Origin of the sequence: Aeromonas ichthyocola, from assembly GCF_046087985.1 — a bacterium.
Taxonomy (GTDB): Bacteria; Pseudomonadota; Gammaproteobacteria; order Enterobacterales; family Aeromonadaceae; genus Aeromonas; species Aeromonas rivipollensis.
This window is the reverse complement of sequence record NZ_JBJSWH010000006.1, coordinates 1-17,910: the sequence shown is the minus strand read 5'-3', so window position 1 is coordinate 17,910 and position 17,910 is coordinate 1. Positions and strand designations below refer to the sequence as shown.

Here is a 17,910-nt window from a genome sequence, read left to right as displayed (position 1 = left end):
TGACTCCCGGTGCGCTTCTGCGGCCGGTTGGCGCCGCAAGGCGCCGGGTGTGAGCACTATATGAGGTCGACGCCGGGGATGCCACCCCGGGCAAGGACGCCAGCCTGACCCCGCGGGGGCGGGTGGGCCCGCGCTCTCCCGGCAAGGTCACTTGGGGTAGCTGATGTCGTTGACATACCAGCAGGCGTCGCCCACTGGCGTGCGCACTATGGCCTCGTCGCCGACCTCTTTCTTGAGCAGGGCGCGGGCCATGGGGGAGTCGATGGAGATGTAATCCTTGCGACCGAAGATCTCGTCATAGCCGACGATGCGAAAGCGCTTGGTCTCTCCCTCCTCACTCTCCACCTCGACCCAGGCGCCGAAGAACACCTTGCCCTCCTGGGAGGGGGAGTAATCGACTATGGTCAGCTCCTCCAGGCACTTGCGCAGGTAGCGGACACGGCGGTCAATCTCCCGCAGCCGCTTCTTGTTGTACTGGTAGTCGGCGTTCTCGCTGCGATCCCCGAGGCTCGCCGCCCAGGCTACCTTCTTGGTGACCTCGGGTCTCTCCTCACGCCACAGGGTGTCGTGCTCCTGCCGGAGCTGGTTGTAGCCTTCACGGGTGATGAGTTTGGTTTTCATGGGCTTATCAGTCCCTGCTGCCTGCATGGTGGGTTGCGTCGTCTTGCTCGGGATCTTAGCCATTGGCGTCCGAGTGTCGAGCAGAAATGCATTGCAAGCGGCCCATTCGGCGCCGTTCCATCCCAGAGATCCCCCGGCCAAGGGTAATAACCGGTAACATATTTATGCTTTGTGGTTGCCAGAGCGAGCCCTAGTATTGGGAGGAGACAGAGAGGAGAGGCGGCAATGAGTCAGCAATACAAGGTCCTGGTGGTCGACGACGACCTGAAACTACGCTCCCTGCTGGAGCGTTACCTCACCGAACAGGGATTTGTGGTGCGGGGCGTTGCCAATGGAGAGCAGGCTGATCGCCTGCTGACACGCGAGAACTTCAGCCTGATGGTACTCGACCTGATGCTGCCGGGGGAGGACGGGCTCTCCATCTGCCGCCGCCTGCGAGAGGCGGGCAACCAGATCCCGGTGCTGATGCTCACCGCCAAGGGGGACGAAGTGGATCGCATCGTCGGTCTGGAGATGGGGGCGGATGACTATCTGCCCAAGCCGTTCAACCCCCGTGAGTTGCTGGCCCGGATCCGCGCCGTGTTGCGCCGCCATACCGTCGAGCTGCCCGGCGCACCGTCCACCGCCGAGAAGATGGTGAGCTTTGGCGCCTATCAACTCAACCTGGCGACCCGCGAGCTGAGCCGCGACGGGGATCCGGTCGCCCTGACCAGCGGCGAGTTTGCCGTCCTCAAGGTATTGGTGAGCCACCCTCGCGAGCCGCTCTCCCGGGACAAGCTGATGAACCTGGCCCGGGGCCGGGAATACACAGCCACAGAGCGCAGCATAGATGTGCAGGTCTCCCGCCTGCGCCGTCTGCTGGAGCAGGATCCTGCCCAGCCCCGTTACCTGCAGACAGTGTGGGGCCTGGGCTATGTCTTCGTGCCGGACGGTGACGGGGAATGAAAAAAGTGGGCAGCATGTTCTCCCGCATGCTCTGGTTCCTGGCCGCCGTGCTGGTGGTCTATCAGGTGGTCTCCTACGCCACCTTCTACAACTATCTGCTGGCGCCCACCGTCAAGCAGATCAGCCACCTGCTGGCCAATCAGGTCAAGCTCATCTTCCCTGCCGACAGCAACCAGCTGGCGCTGAGCGAGGATGCCGAGGCGCTGGTCTATGTGACCACGGGCAGCGACATCTACACCCAGAGCGAGGCGGAGCAGCACGGACTCAAGGATTCCAAGCCCTACCCCTATCTGGAGGAGAACATCAGCCGCGAGCTGAAGGGGGAAACCAAGGTCAGAGTCGAGATCCAGGACCATTACATCATCTGGATCCAGCCGCCCCAGGTCAGCCAGATGTGGGTGCGCATCCCCCTGACCGAGATCGAGGATGACGACATAGAGCCTCTCATCATCTACATGAGCGTGCTGCTGGTGGTGACCCTGTTTGCGGCCTGGCGCTTCGCCCGCCAACTGGTGCGACCGCTGGAGGATCTGGAGGCGGGGGCCGTGGCCGTGGCGCGGGGCCAGTTCCCCGATGCCCTGGGAGAGCACGGATCGCGGGAGGTACGCCGCCTGACCCGCACCTTCAACCACATGTCGCACTCCATCAAGGGCCTTATCGAAGAGCGCAACCTGATGATGGCCGGGGTCTCCCACGATCTGCGTACGCCCCTGACCCGCATCCGGCTGGCGACCGAGATGATGTCCTCCGGGGATGAGTACCTCAAGGAGAGCATCAATGCGGATATCGACGAGTCCAACGGCATCATAGATCAGTTCATCGACTACATACGCCCGAACGAGGGGCTGGAGGCCCATCCGATCGACCTGACCCAGCTCATCCACGATGCGCTGCTGATGCAGACCGATCAGGGGCTGGAGGTGGAGCTGCTCCTGCCGGAGCAGGCGGTGCGAGTGGCCTGCCATCCCATCAGCATCCGCCGCATCCTCAACAACCTGTCGGGCAATGCGCTGCGCTACGGCGCGACCCGGTTGCAGGCCGAGCTGAAGGACGATGGTCACTGGGTCAGGTTGCGGCTCTCCGACAATGGCCCCGGGATTGCGGAGCAGGACTACTCCCGGGTGCTCAAGCCCTTTACCCAGGGCAATCTGGCGCGCACCGGCGGTGGCAGTGGCCTGGGGCTGGCCATAGTCGCAAAGATAGTGTCCCAGCACCACGGCACCATCAAGCTGGGCCGCTCTGATCTGGGGGGCTTGCTGGTGGAGATCCGGCTACCCAAGCACCAGCCGCTGGAGTGGATGGATTGAACGAAGGGCGCATCTGTGGATGCGTCCTTCTGCATTGTCAGGCTTGTGGCTCTGCCGTCTTGCGGTAGCGCTTGCCGTATTTGAGTTGCTGGATCAGCAGGGCGGCGACGATCAGCGCCAGCCCTATGGGGGTGGCGGGATGAATGGCTTCACCGATCAGCAGGTTGAGCAGCACCAGCGAAGCAAACGGCGAGATGAAGATGAGGTTGCTGATGGGGGCCGTGTTGGTGGCGTGGCGCAGGGCCATCAGCCAGAGCACGAAGCCAAAGCCCATCTCGAACAGTCCCACATAAATGGCCCCGAGCCAGCCCTGCCATGCGGTCATGGCAAAGTCGGCGAGCAGCCAGGTCGCCACCACGATGAACGGCAGGCTGATGAGGAAGCCGAGCAGCAGGCTGACGATGGGATCCCCCTGATTGCGGGTATTGAGGATCCAGTAGCCGGCCCAGATGAGGGTCGAGACCAGGGCCAGCGTCACCCCGAGCGGGCTGTCGAATTGCAGGCCGAACACATCCCCCCTGGTGGCGATCACCAGGGCGCCGAAGTAGCCAAGCACTATGGCCACGCCGTCACGGCGCCGGAGCTTCTGGCCGAGGAAGGGGACTGCCAGCAGGCTCAAGGTGATGGCCCAGGTGTAGTTGAGGGTCTGGGCCTGCTGGGCAGGCAGCAGGTCATAGGCCTTGAACAGCAGCAGGTAGTAAAGGAAGGGGTTCAGCACCCCCAGGGCCAGATAGTAGAAGGGGCGGGCCCTGAGATAGCTCAGCAGCAGGGGCAGCTTGCCCTGGATCGCCACGATGGACCCCAAGGTCAGGGTTGAGGTGATAGCGGCGACCAGCAGCAACTGCACCGGCTCGAAGTAGGCGAGGGATATCTTGAAGGCGGTGGCTACCGTCGACCAGAGGGCGACGGCGCAGAGTCCGTATTGATAGGCTTTCTTCTGATTCTTGAGCATCTGGGTCGTTCCGCTGACTGAGGCAAGGGGGCAGTCTATCAGCCTGTTTGCAACATTGTCGTTACCGCTTTGTGGCTGGCAGGAGAGCGATCGCCGGCGAGATCCATCCGTCACACAAAATTGCGCACAATCTGTCCGCCTTCTCTTGCGCGAATTGAAAAAATCCGTATAATCCCCTCCGCTTGCCCATGAGGCATGCCAGACGATATGTCTGCTGCTGAGCTTCCCGTTTACGAGTCGCCAGCCATACAGTCCTCCCGATATGGGAGGAAACGTGAAAAATCACACCTCTGGCGGGAGTAATCTCGGTCGGGCGGTGTTGATTTATGTTCTTTTATCTATTGGAGCTCTGTCAATGCAGAACCAAAGAATCCGTATCCGCCTGAAGGCTTTTGATCATCGCCTGATCGATCAATCCACTGCGGAAATCGTTGAAACTGCAAAGCGCACCGGCGCGCAGGTTCGCGGTCCTATTCCGCTGCCGACTCGCAAAGAGCGCTTCACCGTCCTGATCTCCCCGCACGTCAACAAAGATGCGCGTGATCAGTACGAGATCCGCACTCACAAGCGTCTGGTAGACATCGTTGAGCCGACTGACAAGACCGTAGACGCCCTGATGCGTCTGGATCTGGCAGCTGGTGTAGACGTCCAGATCAGCCTGGGTTAATTACGGAAAGAGGTTGATAACAATGACAATCGGTCTTGTAGGTCGCAAAGTGGGTATGACTCGCATCTTCACTGAAGATGGCGTTTCTATCCCGGTGACTGTTATCGAAGTTGAAGCTAACCGTGTAACTCAGGTCAAATCTGTAGAAACCGACGGCTACAACGCTATTCAGGTTACCACTGGCGCCAAGAAAGCCAGCCGTGTGACCAAGCCGGAAGCTGGCCACTTCGCCAAAGCTGGTGTAGAAGCCGGTCGCGGTCTGTGGGAGTTCCGCCTGAACAACGGTGAAACTTTCACTGTTGGTAGCGAGCTGAAAGTAGATCTTCTCGCTGACGTTAAGATGGTTGACGTTACCGGCACATCCAAGGGTAAAGGTTTTGCGGGCACTGTAAAGCGCCACAACTTCCGCACCCAGGATATGACCCACGGTAACTCCCTGTCCCACCGTGTACCTGGCTCCATCGGTCAAAACCAGACCCCGGGCCGTGTATTCAAGGGCAAAAAGATGGCTGGTCACATGGGTGCTGAGCGTGTAACGACTCAGAACCTGGAACTGGTTCGTGTTGACGCTGAACGCAACCTGCTGCTCATCAAAGGCGCAGTACCGGGTGCAACCAACGGCAACGTGATCGTCAAACCTGCCGTCAAAGCGTAACGTCTGAGGAGATAGTAATGGAATTGGTAATGAAAGACGCCAAGAGCGCTCTTGAAGTTTCCGAGACTACCTTCGGGCGCGAATTCAACGAAGCTCTGGTTCACCAGGTCGTCGTTGCATATGCCGCTGGTGCCCGTCAGGGTACTCGTGCGCAGCTGACTCGCTCTGAAGTGTCTGGTGGCGGCAAAAAGCCGTGGCGTCAGAAGGGTACTGGTCGTGCCCGTGCTGGCTCCATCCGTTCGCCCATCTGGCGTTCCGGTGGTGTGACCTTTGCTGCTAAGCCGCAAGATCACAGCCAGAAAGTAAACAAGAAGATGTACCGCGGCGCTATCCGTAGCATCCTGTCCGAGCTGGTACGTCAAGAGCGCCTGATCGTTGTCGAGAAATTCGGCATCGAAGCGCCGAAGACCAAAGAACTGATCGCCAAGCTGAAAGAAATGGAACTGACTGACGTTCTGATCGTGACTGCTGAAGTCGATGAGAACCTGTTCCTGGCTGCTCGCAACCTGTACAAGGTCGACGTGCGTGATGTTGCCGGTATCGACCCGGTCAGCCTGATCGCTTTCGACAAGATTCTGATGACTGCTGACGCAGTTAAGCAAATCGAGGAGATGCTGGCATGATCCGCGAAGAACGTCTGTTGAAAGTTCTGAAGGCTCCGCACATCTCTGAAAAGAGCACCATGGTCGCAGAAAAGCAGAACACTATCGTGTTCAAAGTTGCTGTTGATGCCACCAAGGCGGAAGTCAAAGCTGCAGTTGCGAAACTGTTCGAGGTCGAAGTTGAGACCGTCCGTACCCTGAACATGAAGGGTAAGACCAAGCGCTCAGGTGCGCGTGTAGGCCGTCGTTCCGATTGGAAAAAGGCTTATGTGACCCTGAAAGCTGGTCAGGACATCGACTTCATGGGCGCAGCCGAGTAAGAGGAGTTCTCAAAAATGGCAATCGTTAAGTGCAAGCCTACTTCTCCGGGCCGCCGCCACGTCGTCAAGATCGTCAACCAAGAGCTGTACAAGGGCAAGCCCTTCGCCGCTCTGCTGGACAGCAAAAGCAAGTCCGGTGGTCGTAACAACAACGGCCGTATCACCACCCGTCATATCGGTGGTGGTCACAAGCAACACTACCGTATCGTCGACTTCAAACGCGACAAAGACGGCATTCCGGCCAAAGTAGAGCGTCTGGAATACGATCCTAACCGTACCGCAAACATCGCCCTGGTGCTGTATGCAGACGGTGAGCGTCGTTACATCCTGGCTCCGAAAGGCCTGAAAGCAGGTGATGCTATCGCTTCTGGTGCTGATGCTGCGATCAAGGTAGGTAACTCCCTGCCGATGCGTAACATCCCGGTTGGTTCTACCGTTCACGCCGTAGAAATGAAACCTGGTAAAGGTGCCCAGCTGGCTCGTTCCGCTGGTACTTTCATCCAGATTCTGGCTCGTGAAGGTAACTATGTAACTCTGCGTCTGCGTTCCGGCGAAGTACGTAAAGTTCTGGCCGAGTGCCGCGCCACCATTGGTGAAGTGGGTAACTCCGAGCACATGCTGCGTCAACTGGGTAAAGCCGGTGCAAACCGCTGGCGTGGTATTCGTCCGACCGTTCGCGGTATGGCGATGAACCCGGTTGATCACCCGCACGGTGGTGGTGAGGGTCGTAACAAGGGCATGCAGCCTGTGTCCCCATGGGGCCAGAAGGCTAAGGGCTTCAAGACCCGTAAGAACAAGCGTACCGACAAGTACATCGTACGTCGTCGTAACAAGTAATTGTTAACATAGAGGAATCACCATGCCACGTTCTCTCAAGAAGGGTCCATTTATTGACCTGCACTTGCTGAAGAAGGTAGAGAAAGCGGTGGAAAGCGGGGATAAAAAGCCGGTTAAGACCTGGTCCCGTCGTTCAATGATCATCCCGAACATGATCGGTTTGACCATCGCTGTCCATAATGGTCGTCAGCACGTTCCGGTTTTCGTTACCGAAGAAATGATCGGTCACAAACTGGGTGAATTCGCACCGACTCGTACTTATCGCGGCCATGCTGCTGATAAGAAGGCTAAGAAGCGCTAAGGGATAAATGATGGAAGCTATCGCTAAACACCGTTATGCCCGTACTTCTGCCCAGAAAGCTCGTCTGGTAGCCGATCAAGTACGTGGTCTGTCCGTAGACAAGGCTCTGAACATCCTGACCTTCAGCCCGAAAAAGGCTGCGGTTCTGGTGAAGAAAGTGCTGGAATCTGCCATTGCAAACGCTGAGCACAACGAAGGCGCCGACATCGACGCCCTGCGTGTTGCCACCATCATGGTAGACGAAGGTCCCTCCATGAAGCGCATCCGCCCGCGTGCCAAAGGTCGCGCGGATCGTATCCTCAAGCGTACCGCTCACATCACTGTAGTGGTATCCGACGCTAAGGCTGGGAGATAAGCAATGGGTCAGAAAGTACATCCTAATGGCATTCGCCTGGGTATTACCAAGCCTTGGAATTCTACCTGGTTCGCGAACACCAAAGACTTCGCTGACAACCTGTACAGCGATTTCCAAGTACGCCAGTTCCTGACCAAGGAGCTGAAAAACGCTTCCTTGTCCAAGATCACTATCGAGCGTCCGGCCAAGAGCATCCGTGTGACCATTCACACCGCTCGTCCGGGTGTCGTGATCGGCAAGAAAGGCGAAGACGTTGAGAAACTGCGCAAAGCCGTAGCCGCTATTGCTGGCGTGCCTGCTCAGATCAACATTTCCGAAGTCCGCAAGCCGGAGCTGGATGGCAAACTCGTTGCCGACAGCATCACTTCTCAGCTGGAACGTCGCGTAATGTTCCGTCGCGCTATGAAGCGCGCCGTACAGAACGCCATGCGCCTGGGTGCCAAGGGCATCAAAGTAGAAGTGTCCGGTCGTCTGGGCGGCGCTGAAATCGCGCGTACCGAATGGTACCGTGAAGGTCGTGTGCCTTTGCACACCCTGCGTGCCGACATCGACTACGCAACTTCTGAAGCCCACACCACTTACGGTGTGATCGGCGTCAAAGTTTGGATCTTCAAGGGCGAAGTTCTGGGCGGTCTGGCTGCTGTTAACGCTGCCGCTGCTCAAGAGCAAGCTCCTGCAAAGCCCAAGCGTGACAACAAGCGCCGCGCTGCTAAGTAAGGAGATTCGGTAAATGTTGCAACCTAAGCGTACTAAATTCCGCAAGACCCATAAGGGTCGTAACCGCGGTCTGGCCAACTCTGGTAACGAAGTATCCTTCGGTACCTTTGGCCTGAAGGCGACATCTCGTGGTCAACTGACTGCTCGTCAAATCGAAGCAGCCCGTCGTGCCATGACCCGTCACGTAAAGCGTCAAGGTAAGATCTGGATCCGTGTGTTCCCGGACAAGCCCATCACCGAAAAGCCCCTCGAAGTTCGTATGGGTAAAGGTAAGGGCAACGTGGAATATTGGGTCTGCCCGATCCAGCCTGGCAAGGTTCTGTACGAGATGGATGGTGTACCTGAGGCTCTGGCGCGTGAAGCGTTTGCCCTGGCCGCAGCTAAGCTGTCCGTTCAGACCACTTTCGTAATTAAGACGGTGATGTGATGAAAGCCCAAGATCTGCGTCAAAAGAGCGTCGATGAACTGAACCAGGAGCTGCTGGGTCTGCTGCGTGAGCAATTCAACATGCGCATGCAAGCGTCCACCGGCCAGCTGGCTCAGACTCACACTCTGAAACAAGTGCGTCGTGACGTCGCACGTATCAAGACTGTACTGACTGAGAAGGCAGGTGCGTAATGACTGACAAGATCCGTACTCTGCAAGGTCGTGTAATTAGCGACAAGATGGACAAGTCCATCACTGTCGCTATCGAGCGCAAGGTAAAGCACCCGATCTACGGTAAGATCATCAAGCGCACTACCAAGCTGCACGTACATGACGAGAACAACGAGTGTAAAGCTGGCGATCTCGTGGAAATCCGCGAATGCCGCCCGCTGTCCAAGACCAAGTCCTGGACCCTGGTTGCTGTCGTAGAAAAGGCCTAATTCGGTACTTTTTAGCCCAAACGGCCCCCCATCGGGGCCGTTTGTTTTTTAGGCTACCTTTTCAAAAATACCTGTGTTATAGTTTCGCGCCTTTTGAAGGCAGCCAGATCCCATTAGGGATAAGAAGTAAACAAAGCGGAGCACTAAGATGATCCAGATGCAAAGTATGCTGGGTGTTGCCGACAACTCCGGCGCTCGCAGTGTAATGTGTATTAAGGTTCTGGGTGGTTCGCACCGCCGTTATGCCGGCATCGGCGACATCATCAAGGTTTCCATCAAGGAAGCTATTCCTCGCGGTAAAGTGAAGAAAGGTGATGTGTATAACGCGGTGGTCGTACGCACCCGTAAAGGCGTTCGTCGTCCGGACGGCTCTGTCATCCGTTTCGACAACAATGCGGCTGTGTTGCTTAACAACAACCAACAGCCAATCGGTACTCGTATTTTTGGCCCGGTGACCCGTGAACTCCGTAATGAGAAGTTCATGAAGATTGTGTCCCTGGCACCCGAAGTACTGTAAGGAGTCGAACGATGGCAGCGAAAATCCGTCGCGAAGACGAAGTAATTGTTCTTACCGGCAAAGACAAGGGCAAGCGTGGCAAAGTCACTCAAGTCCTGATTGCAAAAGGTAAGGTAATCGTGGAAGGCATCAACCAGGTGAAGAAACACCAGAAGCCGGTACCCGCATTGGGTCAGGCTGGCGGTATCGTCACCAAAGAAGCCCCCATCGATGTATCTAACATCGCGCTGTTCAACTCTGCCACTGGCAAGGCTGACCGCGTTGGTTTCCGGATTGAAGACGGCAAGAAAGTCCGTTTCTTCAAATCCACCGGCGAACTTGTGAAGTAATTGGAGTTTAACGATGGCGAAACTGCATGATTACTACAAATCCGATGTAGTAAATGAACTGTCCAAGCAGTTCGGTTACAAGACTATCATGCAAGTCCCTCGGATCGAGAAAATCACCCTGAACATGGGTGTTGGTGAAGCGATCTCTGACAAGAAGTTGCTGGAAAATGCTGCTGCCGATATGGCTGCCATTTCCGGTCAGAAACCGCTGATCACCAAAGCACGCAAATCTGTTGCGGGCTTCAAGATTCGTGAAGGCTACCCGATAGGTTGTAAAGTAACCCTGCGTGGCGAGCGTATGTGGGAGTTCCTGGAACGGCTGATTTGCATCTCCGTACCGCGTATCCGTGACTTCCGTGGTCTGAACGCTAAGGCGTTTGATGGCCGTGGTAACTACTCCATGGGCGTGCGTGAGCAAATCATCTTCCCGGAAATCGACTATGACAAGGTCGATCGCGTCCGTGGTCTGGATATCACCATCACCACTTCCGCGAATACCGACGAAGAAGGCCGTGCTCTGCTGGCTGCCTTTAACTTCCCATTCCGCAAGTAAGGTTAGGGTTATGGCTAAAACATCCATGAAAGCACGTGAAGCAAAGCGTGCGAAGCTGGCAGCCAAGTTCGCGACCAAGCGTACCGAGCTGAAAGCTATCATCGTTGATATGAACGCTTCTGAAGAAGCGCGTTGGGATGCTGTCTTGCAACTGCAACAGCTGCCCCGTGATTCCAGTCCGTCCCGCCAGCGTAACCGTTGCAACATCACTGGTCGTCCGCACGGTTTCCTGCGGAAGTTTGGCCTCTCTCGCATCAAGGTGCGTGAGCATGCCATGAAGGGCGAAATTCCGGGCCTCAAAAAGGCCTCTTGGTAAGAATCTCGGGAGTTAGACTATGAGCATGCAAGATCCGATCGCGGATATGCTGACCCGCATCCGTAACGGTCAGGCGGCGAGCAAAGTTGCGGTTTCCATGCCTTCTTCCAAGCTGAAAGTGGCTATTGCCAAAGTGCTGAAGGAAGAAGGTTACATCGCTGGCTACTCCGTAGCAGGTGATGTGAAGCCGGAACTGGAAATTGAACTGAAATATTTCCAGGGCAAGCCGGTTGTAGAACTGATCCAACGCGTGAGCCGTCCCGGCCTGCGTATTTACAAGCGCACTACTGATCTGCCGAAAGTCATGGGCGGTCTCGGTGTTGCTATCGTGTCCACGTCTAAAGGTGTGATGACCGACCGTGCTGCCCGCAAGGCAAGCATGGGTGGTGAGATCATCTGCTACGTCGCTTAATAGGAGGTCGGAAATGTCTCGCGTTGCTAAGGCACCCGTCACTATTCCTGCTGGCGTAGAGGTGACTCTGAACGGTCAGGAACTGTCCATCAAAGGTGGTAAAGGTTCTCTGGTTCGTTCCATCCACGCCGGTGTAGAAGTGACCAAAGAAGACAATGTACTGAAGTTCGCCCCGCGCGACGGCATCGCTGGTGCTGACGCTCAGGCCGGTACTGCCCGTGCATTGGCTAACAACATGGTAATCGGTGTTACCCAAGGCTTCGAGCGCAAGCTGCAGCTGGTTGGTGTTGGCTACAAAGCCTCCATCAAGGGCAATGCTGTCGCGCTGGCTCTGGGCTTCTCTCACCCGGTTGAGCATGCGCTGCCGGCTGGTGTCACCGCTGAATGTCCGTCCGCCACAGAGATCATTCTGCGTGGTGTGGACAAGCAGCTGGTTGGCCAAGTCGCCGCCGATATCCGTGCTTACCGCGCTCCGGAGCCCTACAAGGGCAAGGGTGTACGCTATGCCAACGAGCAAGTGCGTACTAAAGAAGCTAAGAAGAAGTAAGGTAACACTATGGACAAGAAAGCAGCTCGTCTCCGTCGTGCTACTCGTGCTCGGAAAAAGATGCAGGAACTGGGAGCTACCCGTCTGGTTGTTCACCGTACCCCGCGTCATATCTATGCGCAGGTTATCGCAGCCAACGGTTCCGAAGTTCTGGCCTCTGCTTCTACAGTAGAGAAAGCCATCAGTGAAGCGCTCAAATCTACCGGTAACGCAGATGCTGCTACCGCTGTAGGTAAAGCAATCGCTGAGCGTGCTATTGCCAAAGGCGTTCAGAACGTATCTTTCGATCGTTCCGGTTTCAAGTATCACGGTCGTGTAGCCGCTCTGGCTACCGCTGCTCGTGACGCTGGTCTTCAGTTCTAAGCTAGGAGTCGAAGATGGCTAAAGTCGAATCTCAAGCCGGCGAACTGCAAGAAAAGCTGATTGCAGTAAACCGTGTTTCGAAAACTGTTAAAGGTGGTCGTATCATGTCCTTCACCGCGTTGACCGTGGTGGGTGATGGTAACGGCCGTGTAGGTTACGGTTACGGTAAGGCCCGTGAAGTTCCGGCTGCCATTCAAAAGGCAATGGAACAGGCTAAGCGTAACCTGAACAAGGTTGAACTGAACAATGGCACTCTGCACCACCCGGTGCGCGGTGTTCACTCCGGTTCCACCGTGTTCATGAAGCCGGCCTCACAAGGTACTGGTATCATTGCAGGCGGCGCCATGCGTGCCGTACTGGAAGTTGCTGGTATCCACAACGTGCTGGCCAAGACCTACGGTTCCACCAACCCAATCAACGTTGTTCGCGCAACTGTAGACGCTCTGGTTCACGGTCAATCACCGGAACAGATCGCTGCCAAGCGTGGTCTGCGCGTTGAAGAAATTCTGGGGTAATGCGACATGGCTAACACTGTAAAAGTAACTCAAACTCGCAGCTCTATCGGCCGTCTGCCAAAGCACAAGGCGACTCTGCGTGGTCTGGGTCTGCGTCGCATTGGTCACACCGTTGAGCTGGAAGATACTCCCTGCGTACGCGGCATGATCAACCAGGTTTATTACATGGTTAAGGTGGAGGGCTAAGCATGCGTCTGAATACTCTGTCTCCGGCCGCTGGTTCCAAGCGTGTTAAGCACCGTCCGGGCCGTGGTATCGGTTCTGGTCTGGGCAAGACCGGTGGTCGTGGTGTGAAAGGTCAAACTTCTCGTTCCGGTGGCGGTAAAGTCCGCAACGGTTTCGAGGGTGGCCAGATGCCTTTGAAAATCCGTCTGCCGAAGTTCGGTTTCTTCTCTCGCAAATCTTTGGTTTCTGCCGAAGTGCGCCTGAACGAAATCGCCCTGGTAGAAGGTGATGTGGTCGATTTGAGCACTCTGAAGCAAGCCGGTGTTGTTACCAAGAACATCGTTTTCGCTAAAGTTGTTCTGTCTGGCAACATTGACCGTGCTGTGACCGTTCGTGGTCTGTCCGTCACCAAAGGTGCACGTGCAGCCATCGAGGCCGCTGGCGGTAAAATCGAGGAATAATCAGTACAATGGCTAAGAAACCAGGATTGGATGTTAAAGCACAAGGTGGTCTGAGTGAACTGAAGAGCCGTCTGCTCTTCGTTCTCGGGGCAATTATCGTGTTCCGCGCAGGCTCTTATGTGCCGATTCCTGGTATTGACGCCGCCGTACTGGCCGAGTTGTTCCAACAACAGAAGGGCACCATCATTGAGATGTTCAACATGTTCAGTGGTGGTGCACTCTCGCGTGCTTCTATTCTTGCGCTGGGGATCATGCCGTACATTTCGGCGTCGATCATTATCCAGCTGCTGACTGTGGTTCATCCTGCTCTTGCTGAACTCAAGAAAGAGGGTGAATCCGGCCGTCGCAAGATTAGCCAATATACCCGTTGGGGCACGCTGGTTTTGGGAACGTTCCAGGCCATTGGTATTGCAACCGGTCTGCCGAATATGATGCAGGGACTCGTGACTCATCCGGGTTTGGGCTTCTATTTCACGGCCGTTGTGAGTCTGGTCACCGGTACCATGTTCTTGATGTGGTTGGGTGAACAGATTACCGAGCGTGGGATTGGTAATGGTATCTCGTTGATTATTTTCACGGGTATCGTTGCTGGTCTGCCTCATGCCATTGGCGCTACGGCCGAACAGGCACGTCAAGGGGAATTGCACATCCTGCTGTTGTTGTTGCTGGGCTTGATTGTTTTCGCAGTGACTTACTTTGTGGTGTTCGTGGAGCGTGGTCAGCGTCGTATCGTCGTCAACTATGCCAAGCGTCAACAAGGCCGCCAGGTATTCGCCGCGCAAAGCACACACCTGCCGTTGAAAGTGAATATGGCCGGTGTGATTCCTGCGATTTTCGCATCCAGCATCATCCTCTTCCCAGGGACCATTACCTCTTGGTTTGGTCAGGGCGAGGGCAAGGTGGCTGATATCCTGCAACAGGTCTCTATGGTCCTGCAGCCGGGTCAACCCTTGTATGAGATGCTCTATGCAGCAGCCATTATCTTCTTCTGCTTCTTCTATACCGCGCTGGTGTTCAACCCCCGCGAGACAGCAGATAATCTGAAGAAGAGTGGAGCCTTTATCCCGGGGATCCGCCCGGGCGAGCAGACAGCACGTTACATCGATAAGGTTATGACTCGCCTGACATTGGCAGGTGCGCTCTATATAACCTTTATCTGTCTGGTACCCCAGTTCTTGATGACTGCCTGGAACGTACAGTTCTACTTCGGTGGCACTTCGCTGCTGATTATCGTGGTAGTTATCATGGACTTCATGGCTCAGGTACAAACCCATATGATGTCTCATCAATATGGTGACGTCCTGAGGAAGGCCAACCTGAAGGGCTACGGCCGCTAAAGGTCGGCGTAGTTACGGAGTTAAGCAATGAAAGTTCGTGCTTCCGTTAAGGCAATCTGCCGTAACTGCAAAATCATCAAGCGTCACGGTGTGGTGCGTGTGATTTGCAGCGAGCCAAAGCATAAACAGCGCCAAGGCTAAATTTTTACGGTTAGTACTTGCAACAAATAGTTGTGCTGGCTAATATAGCCAGCCAACTTTTGTTGTGTATTGGTTGACCGCCACGTATCCGCTCACGGGCTTTGTGGTGGTCGTTATCTACGCTAAGTAGGAGTGAACAGTGGCCCGTATCGCTGGCATTAACATTCCTGACCATAAGCATGCAGTCATTGCGTTGACTGCGATTTATGGCGTCGGTCGTACCCGCTCCAAGGCCATCTGTGCCGCAGCCGGTATTGCTGAGAATGTGAAAATTAAAGACTTGGACGAAGCTCAGATCGAAAGTCTGCGCGAGCAAGTAGGTAAATTCACCGTTGAAGGTGACTTGCGTCGTCAGATTTCCATGAACATCAAACGCTTGATGGATCTGGGTTGCTACCGTGGTTTGCGTCACCGTCGTAGCCTGCCTGTTCGTGGTCAACGTACCAAGACCAACGCTCGTACCCGTAAGGGTCCGCGCAAGGCTATCAAGAAGTAACGGGAAGGTAGAAAATGGCTAAAACTCCGACTCGTGCTCGCAAGCGCGTTAAAAAGCAAGTGAGCGACGGTATTGCGCACGTTCATGCATCTTTCAACAACACAATCGTGACCATTACTGACCGTCAGGGCAATGCTCTGTCATGGGCTACCTCCGGTGGTTCAGGTTTCCGTGGTTCCCGTAAGTCCACTCCGTTTGCTGCCCAGGTAGCTGCTGAGCGTGCTGGTGAGATCGCCAAAGAATACGGCGTGAAGAACCTGGAAGTCATGGTCAAAGGTCCGGGTCCCGGTCGTGAGTCTTCCATCCGCGCTCTGAACGCGGCTGGTTTCCGCATCACTAATATTACTGATGTGACTCCGATCCCGCACAACGGTTGTCGTCCTCCCAAGAAGCGCCGCGTATAACGCTGTAGCTACTTGGTCTAGGATTGTTGGAGAAAGAAGATGGCAAGATATATCGGTCCTAAGCTTAAGCTTAGCCGTCGTGAGGGCACCGACCTCTTCCTGAAGTCTGGTGTTCGTGCGATTGATTCTAAGTGCAAGATTGACACCGTTCCTGGTCAACACGGTGCGCGTAAAGCGCGTCTGTCTGACTATGGCGTGCAACTGCGCGAGAAACAAAAAGTACGTCGTATCTACGGCGTATTGGAAAAACAGTTCCGCAACTACTACCGCGATGCTGCCCGTCAAAAGGGTAACACCGGTGAAAACCTGTTGCAGCTGCTGGAAGGTCGTCTGGACAACGTCGTCTACCGCATGGGCTTCGGCGCCACTCGTGCTGAGTCTCGTCAGCTGGTGAGCCACAAAGCCATCATGGTAAACGGCCGCGTTGTGAATGTTCCTTCTTTCCAGGTATCCCCTGAGGACGTGATCTGCGTTCGCGAGAAGGCTAAGAAGCAAGCGCGTATCAAAGCTTCCCTGGAAGTTGCTGGTCAGCGCGAGAAGCCGACTTGGGTAGAGGTTGACGCTGCTAAGATGGAAGGTGCCTTCAAGCGCCTGCCAGAGCGTTCCGACCTGTCTGCCGACATTAACGAACAGCTGATCGTCGAGCTTTACTCCAAGTAAAGCTAGCTTCTAAAGAGAGGACACAATGCTGGGTTCTGTAACAGATTTTCTTAAACCGCGGCTAGTTGACATCGAGCAAGTTAGCCCGACTCACGCGAAAGTGACTCTCGAGCCGCTTGAGCGTGGCTTTGGCCACACGCTGGGTAATGCCCTGCGTCGTATTTTGCTGTCATCTATGCCCGGTTGTGCAGTTACTGAAGTCGAGATCGACGGAGTACTGCACGAGTACAGCAGCAAAGAAGGTGTACAGGAAGACATTCTTGAAATCCTGCTCAACCTGAAAGGTATCGCTGTGAAGCTGGAAGGCAAGGACGAGGTAACTCTGTCCCTGACCAAGTCTGGAACAGGCCCCGTTACCGCTGGTGATATCACTCACGGTGATGAAGTCGAGATCGTAAACCCGGAGCACGTAATCTGCCACCTGACAGGGGCCAATGCTGAAATCAGCATGCGTCTGAAAGTTCAGCGCGGTCGTGGTTATGTGCCTGCTTCTGCTCGTGTTCACAACGATGATGAAGAGCGTCCTATTGGTCGCCTGCTGCTGGACTCCGCGTTCAGCCCCATCGTTCGCATCGCCTACAATGTTGAGGCGGCACGTGTGGAACAGCGCACCGACTTGGACAAGCTGGTTATCGACATGGAGACCAATGGTACTCTGGATCCGGAAGAAGCCATTCGCCGTTCTGCCACTATTTTGGCCGAACAGCTGGAAGCCTTCGTGGATCTGCGCGATGTCAGCGTGCCCGAGAAGAAAGAAGAGAAACCCGAGTTTGATCCGATTCTGCTGCGTCCTGTCGATGATTTGGAGCTGACAGTTCGTTCAGCGAACTGTCTGAAGGCAGAAGCTATCCACTATATTGGTGATCTGGTACAGCGTACCGAAGTTGAGTTGCTTAAAACTCCTAACCTCGGTAAGAAGTCCCTGACTGAGATCAAGGATGTGTTGGCCTCCCGTGGTCTGTCTCTTGGCATGCGCCTTGAGAACTGGCCGCCCGCCAGCATCGCTGACGAGTAATCCAGATTACGGGTTTCACAGATTTAGTTAGAAGGATAAGGTCATGCGCCATCGTTTGAGTGGTCGTCAACTGAACCGGAACAGCAGCCATCGTCAGGCTATGTTCCGCAACATGGCCAGCTCCCTGGTTCGTCATGAGATCATCAAGACGACTCTGCCTAAGGCAAAAGAGCTGCGTCGTGTAGTTGAACCGCTGATCACCCTTGCCAAGACTGATAGCGTTGCTAATCGTCGCCTGGCATTTGCCCGTACTCGCGATAACGCGATCGTGGCTAAGCTGTTCAATGAACTGGGCCCGCGCTACCTGGAGCGCGCCGGCGGTTATACTCGCATTCTGAAATGCGGTTTCCGTGCAGGCGACAACGCTCCTATGGCTTACATTGAGCTGGTAGACCGCCCGGCCGCTGCTGAAGCAGCTGCTGAGTGATAAAGAAAAAGCCGGGCTTGTCCCGGCTTTTCTTTTAATGGATTCTGATACTGCCTCAACTGCCTCAACTGCCTCAACTGCCTCAACTGCCTCAACTGCCTCAACTG

32 protein-coding genes are annotated in these 17,910 nt (G+C 55.4%); 30 read left to right on the top strand and 2 right to left on the bottom strand.

Going from position 1 to position 17,910, the window contains the following annotated elements; genetic code table 11:
• Positions 1–147 precede the first annotated feature (147 nt).
• The gene (gene greB, locus ACF2JD_RS17235; RefSeq protein ID WP_025325381.1) at positions 148–621 is read right to left on the bottom strand and encodes a transcription elongation factor GreB; all 474 of its coding nucleotides are present in this window, start codon (positions 619–621) and stop codon (positions 148–150) included.
• 225 nt (positions 622–846) lie between these two features.
• On the opposite strand from greB, the gene ompR reads away from it, so the two are divergent.
• Positions 847–1,566 (top strand): osmolarity response regulator transcription factor OmpR, encoded by a 720-nt coding sequence (ompR, locus tag ACF2JD_RS17230; protein ID WP_111911588.1) that lies wholly within the window; start codon positions 847–849, stop codon positions 1,564–1,566.
• On the top strand, positions 1,563–2,873 hold the full coding sequence (gene envZ, locus ACF2JD_RS17225; protein WP_440987850.1) for a two-component system sensor histidine kinase EnvZ: 1,311 nt from the start codon (positions 1,563–1,565) through the stop codon (positions 2,871–2,873). Before ompR ends, envZ begins: the two co-directional genes overlap by 4 nt.
• 37 nt (positions 2,874–2,910) lie before the next feature.
• Here the strand turns inward: envZ and ACF2JD_RS17220 are convergent, their stop codons facing one another.
• The gene (locus ACF2JD_RS17220) at positions 2,911–3,825 is read right to left on the bottom strand and encodes a DMT family transporter (RefSeq protein WP_139745052.1); all 915 of its coding nucleotides are present in this window, start codon (positions 3,823–3,825) and stop codon (positions 2,911–2,913) included.
• 355 nt (positions 3,826–4,180) lie between these two features.
• Here ACF2JD_RS17220 and rpsJ point away from each other — a divergent pair, with 355 nt between their 5' ends.
• The 28 genes from rpsJ to rplQ all read left to right on the top strand — a co-directional run bounded on the left by rpsJ (position 4,181) and on the right by rplQ (position 17,803).
• A complete protein-coding gene (rpsJ, locus tag ACF2JD_RS17215; protein ID WP_005307944.1) occupies positions 4,181–4,492 on the top strand; it encodes a 30S ribosomal protein S10 in 312 nt (103 codons plus the stop codon).
• A gap of 22 nt (positions 4,493–4,514) precedes the next feature.
• Positions 4,515–5,147, top strand: a complete 633-nt coding sequence (gene rplC / locus ACF2JD_RS17210) for a 50S ribosomal protein L3 (protein WP_025325385.1) — start codon at positions 4,515–4,517, stop codon at positions 5,145–5,147.
• Positions 5,148–5,164: 17 nt separating this feature from the next.
• A complete protein-coding gene (gene rplD, locus ACF2JD_RS17205) occupies positions 5,165–5,770 on the top strand; it encodes a 50S ribosomal protein L4 (RefSeq protein ID WP_025325386.1) in 606 nt (201 codons plus the stop codon).
• The gene (gene rplW / locus ACF2JD_RS17200) at positions 5,767–6,069 is read left to right on the top strand and encodes a 50S ribosomal protein L23 (protein WP_005331199.1); all 303 of its coding nucleotides are present in this window, start codon (positions 5,767–5,769) and stop codon (positions 6,067–6,069) included. The genes rplD and rplW overlap by 4 nt, the downstream gene beginning before the upstream one ends.
• A 15-nt stretch (positions 6,070–6,084) precedes the next feature.
• Entirely contained in the window at positions 6,085–6,906 is an 822-nt protein-coding gene (rplB, locus tag ACF2JD_RS17195; protein ID WP_005331177.1) for a 50S ribosomal protein L2, read from the top strand.
• 22 nt (positions 6,907–6,928) lie between these two features.
• Positions 6,929–7,207, top strand: a complete 279-nt coding sequence (gene rpsS, locus ACF2JD_RS17190) for a 30S ribosomal protein S19 (protein WP_005307960.1) — start codon at positions 6,929–6,931, stop codon at positions 7,205–7,207.
• Positions 7,208–7,217: 10 nt separating this feature from the next.
• Entirely contained in the window at positions 7,218–7,562 is a 345-nt protein-coding gene (gene rplV / locus ACF2JD_RS17185; protein WP_005319741.1) for a 50S ribosomal protein L22, read from the top strand.
• A gap of 3 nt (positions 7,563–7,565) precedes the next feature.
• Positions 7,566–8,279: a 30S ribosomal protein S3 gene (gene rpsC, locus ACF2JD_RS17180; RefSeq protein WP_005331168.1), complete on the top strand. Its 714-nt coding sequence runs from the start codon at positions 7,566–7,568 to the stop codon at positions 8,277–8,279.
• 13 nt (positions 8,280–8,292) lie between these two features.
• Positions 8,293–8,706 carry a 50S ribosomal protein L16 gene (gene rplP, locus ACF2JD_RS17175; protein WP_005307963.1) on the top strand — a complete coding sequence of 138 codons (414 nt, stop codon included), beginning with the start codon at positions 8,293–8,295 and terminating at the stop codon, positions 8,704–8,706.
• Positions 8,706–8,897, top strand: coding sequence for a 50S ribosomal protein L29 (gene rpmC, locus ACF2JD_RS17170; RefSeq protein ID WP_005319733.1), 192 nt, complete (start codon positions 8,706–8,708; stop codon positions 8,895–8,897). The genes rplP and rpmC overlap by 1 nt, the downstream gene beginning before the upstream one ends.
• Complete coding sequence (rpsQ, locus tag ACF2JD_RS17165; protein ID WP_005307966.1) at positions 8,897–9,145, top strand: 30S ribosomal protein S17; 249 nt, start codon at positions 8,897–8,899, stop codon at positions 9,143–9,145. The genes rpmC and rpsQ overlap by 1 nt, the downstream gene beginning before the upstream one ends.
• A 148-nt stretch (positions 9,146–9,293) precedes the next feature.
• Positions 9,294–9,662, top strand: coding sequence for a 50S ribosomal protein L14 (gene rplN / locus ACF2JD_RS17160; RefSeq protein ID WP_005307975.1), 369 nt, complete (start codon positions 9,294–9,296; stop codon positions 9,660–9,662).
• Between the two features lie 11 nt (positions 9,663–9,673).
• On the top strand, positions 9,674–9,991 hold the full coding sequence (gene rplX / locus ACF2JD_RS17155) for a 50S ribosomal protein L24 (RefSeq protein ID WP_025325387.1): 318 nt from the start codon (positions 9,674–9,676) through the stop codon (positions 9,989–9,991).
• A 13-nt stretch (positions 9,992–10,004) separates the two neighbouring features.
• Positions 10,005–10,544 (top strand): 50S ribosomal protein L5, encoded by a 540-nt coding sequence (rplE, locus tag ACF2JD_RS17150; protein WP_005331162.1) that lies wholly within the window; start codon positions 10,005–10,007, stop codon positions 10,542–10,544.
• A 10-nt stretch (positions 10,545–10,554) separates the two neighbouring features.
• Positions 10,555–10,860 (top strand): 30S ribosomal protein S14, encoded by a 306-nt coding sequence (gene rpsN, locus ACF2JD_RS17145; RefSeq protein ID WP_005331161.1) that lies wholly within the window; start codon positions 10,555–10,557, stop codon positions 10,858–10,860.
• Positions 10,861–10,879: 19 nt separating this feature from the next.
• Positions 10,880–11,272, top strand: a complete 393-nt coding sequence (gene rpsH, locus ACF2JD_RS17140; protein WP_005307980.1) for a 30S ribosomal protein S8 — start codon at positions 10,880–10,882, stop codon at positions 11,270–11,272.
• Positions 11,273–11,285: 13 nt separating this feature from the next.
• Positions 11,286–11,819: a 50S ribosomal protein L6 gene (rplF, locus tag ACF2JD_RS17135; RefSeq protein WP_025325388.1), complete on the top strand. Its 534-nt coding sequence runs from the start codon at positions 11,286–11,288 to the stop codon at positions 11,817–11,819.
• Positions 11,820–11,828: 9 nt separating this feature from the next.
• Positions 11,829–12,182: a 50S ribosomal protein L18 gene (rplR, locus tag ACF2JD_RS17130; RefSeq protein WP_033130012.1), complete on the top strand. Its 354-nt coding sequence runs from the start codon at positions 11,829–11,831 to the stop codon at positions 12,180–12,182.
• 14 nt (positions 12,183–12,196) lie between these two features.
• Complete coding sequence (rpsE, locus tag ACF2JD_RS17125) at positions 12,197–12,697, top strand: 30S ribosomal protein S5 (protein WP_005340605.1); 501 nt, start codon at positions 12,197–12,199, stop codon at positions 12,695–12,697.
• 6 nt (positions 12,698–12,703) lie between these two features.
• Positions 12,704–12,883: a 50S ribosomal protein L30 gene (gene rpmD, locus ACF2JD_RS17120; RefSeq protein WP_005307985.1), complete on the top strand. Its 180-nt coding sequence runs from the start codon at positions 12,704–12,706 to the stop codon at positions 12,881–12,883.
• A 2-nt stretch (positions 12,884–12,885) separates the two neighbouring features.
• Entirely contained in the window at positions 12,886–13,323 is a 438-nt protein-coding gene (rplO, locus tag ACF2JD_RS17115) for a 50S ribosomal protein L15 (protein WP_025325390.1), read from the top strand.
• 8 nt (positions 13,324–13,331) lie between these two features.
• Complete coding sequence (gene secY / locus ACF2JD_RS17110; protein WP_005307989.1) at positions 13,332–14,660, top strand: preprotein translocase subunit SecY; 1,329 nt, start codon at positions 13,332–13,334, stop codon at positions 14,658–14,660.
• Between the two features lie 27 nt (positions 14,661–14,687).
• Positions 14,688–14,801 (top strand): 50S ribosomal protein L36, encoded by a 114-nt coding sequence (gene rpmJ, locus ACF2JD_RS17105; protein ID WP_005319705.1) that lies wholly within the window; start codon positions 14,688–14,690, stop codon positions 14,799–14,801.
• A gap of 139 nt (positions 14,802–14,940) precedes the next feature.
• The gene (gene rpsM, locus ACF2JD_RS17100; protein WP_005307991.1) at positions 14,941–15,297 is read left to right on the top strand and encodes a 30S ribosomal protein S13; all 357 of its coding nucleotides are present in this window, start codon (positions 14,941–14,943) and stop codon (positions 15,295–15,297) included.
• A 14-nt stretch (positions 15,298–15,311) separates the two neighbouring features.
• On the top strand, positions 15,312–15,701 hold the full coding sequence (gene rpsK / locus ACF2JD_RS17095) for a 30S ribosomal protein S11 (RefSeq protein ID WP_005319702.1): 390 nt from the start codon (positions 15,312–15,314) through the stop codon (positions 15,699–15,701).
• A gap of 39 nt (positions 15,702–15,740) precedes the next feature.
• Positions 15,741–16,361, top strand: coding sequence for a 30S ribosomal protein S4 (gene rpsD / locus ACF2JD_RS17090; RefSeq protein WP_010672568.1), 621 nt, complete (start codon positions 15,741–15,743; stop codon positions 16,359–16,361).
• A gap of 25 nt (positions 16,362–16,386) precedes the next feature.
• Positions 16,387–17,376 (top strand): DNA-directed RNA polymerase subunit alpha, encoded by a 990-nt coding sequence (locus ACF2JD_RS17085; protein WP_005307997.1) that lies wholly within the window; start codon positions 16,387–16,389, stop codon positions 17,374–17,376.
• 43 nt (positions 17,377–17,419) lie between these two features.
• On the top strand, positions 17,420–17,803 hold the full coding sequence (gene rplQ / locus ACF2JD_RS17080) for a 50S ribosomal protein L17 (protein WP_005307999.1): 384 nt from the start codon (positions 17,420–17,422) through the stop codon (positions 17,801–17,803).
• Positions 17,804–17,910: the final 107 nt, after the last annotated feature.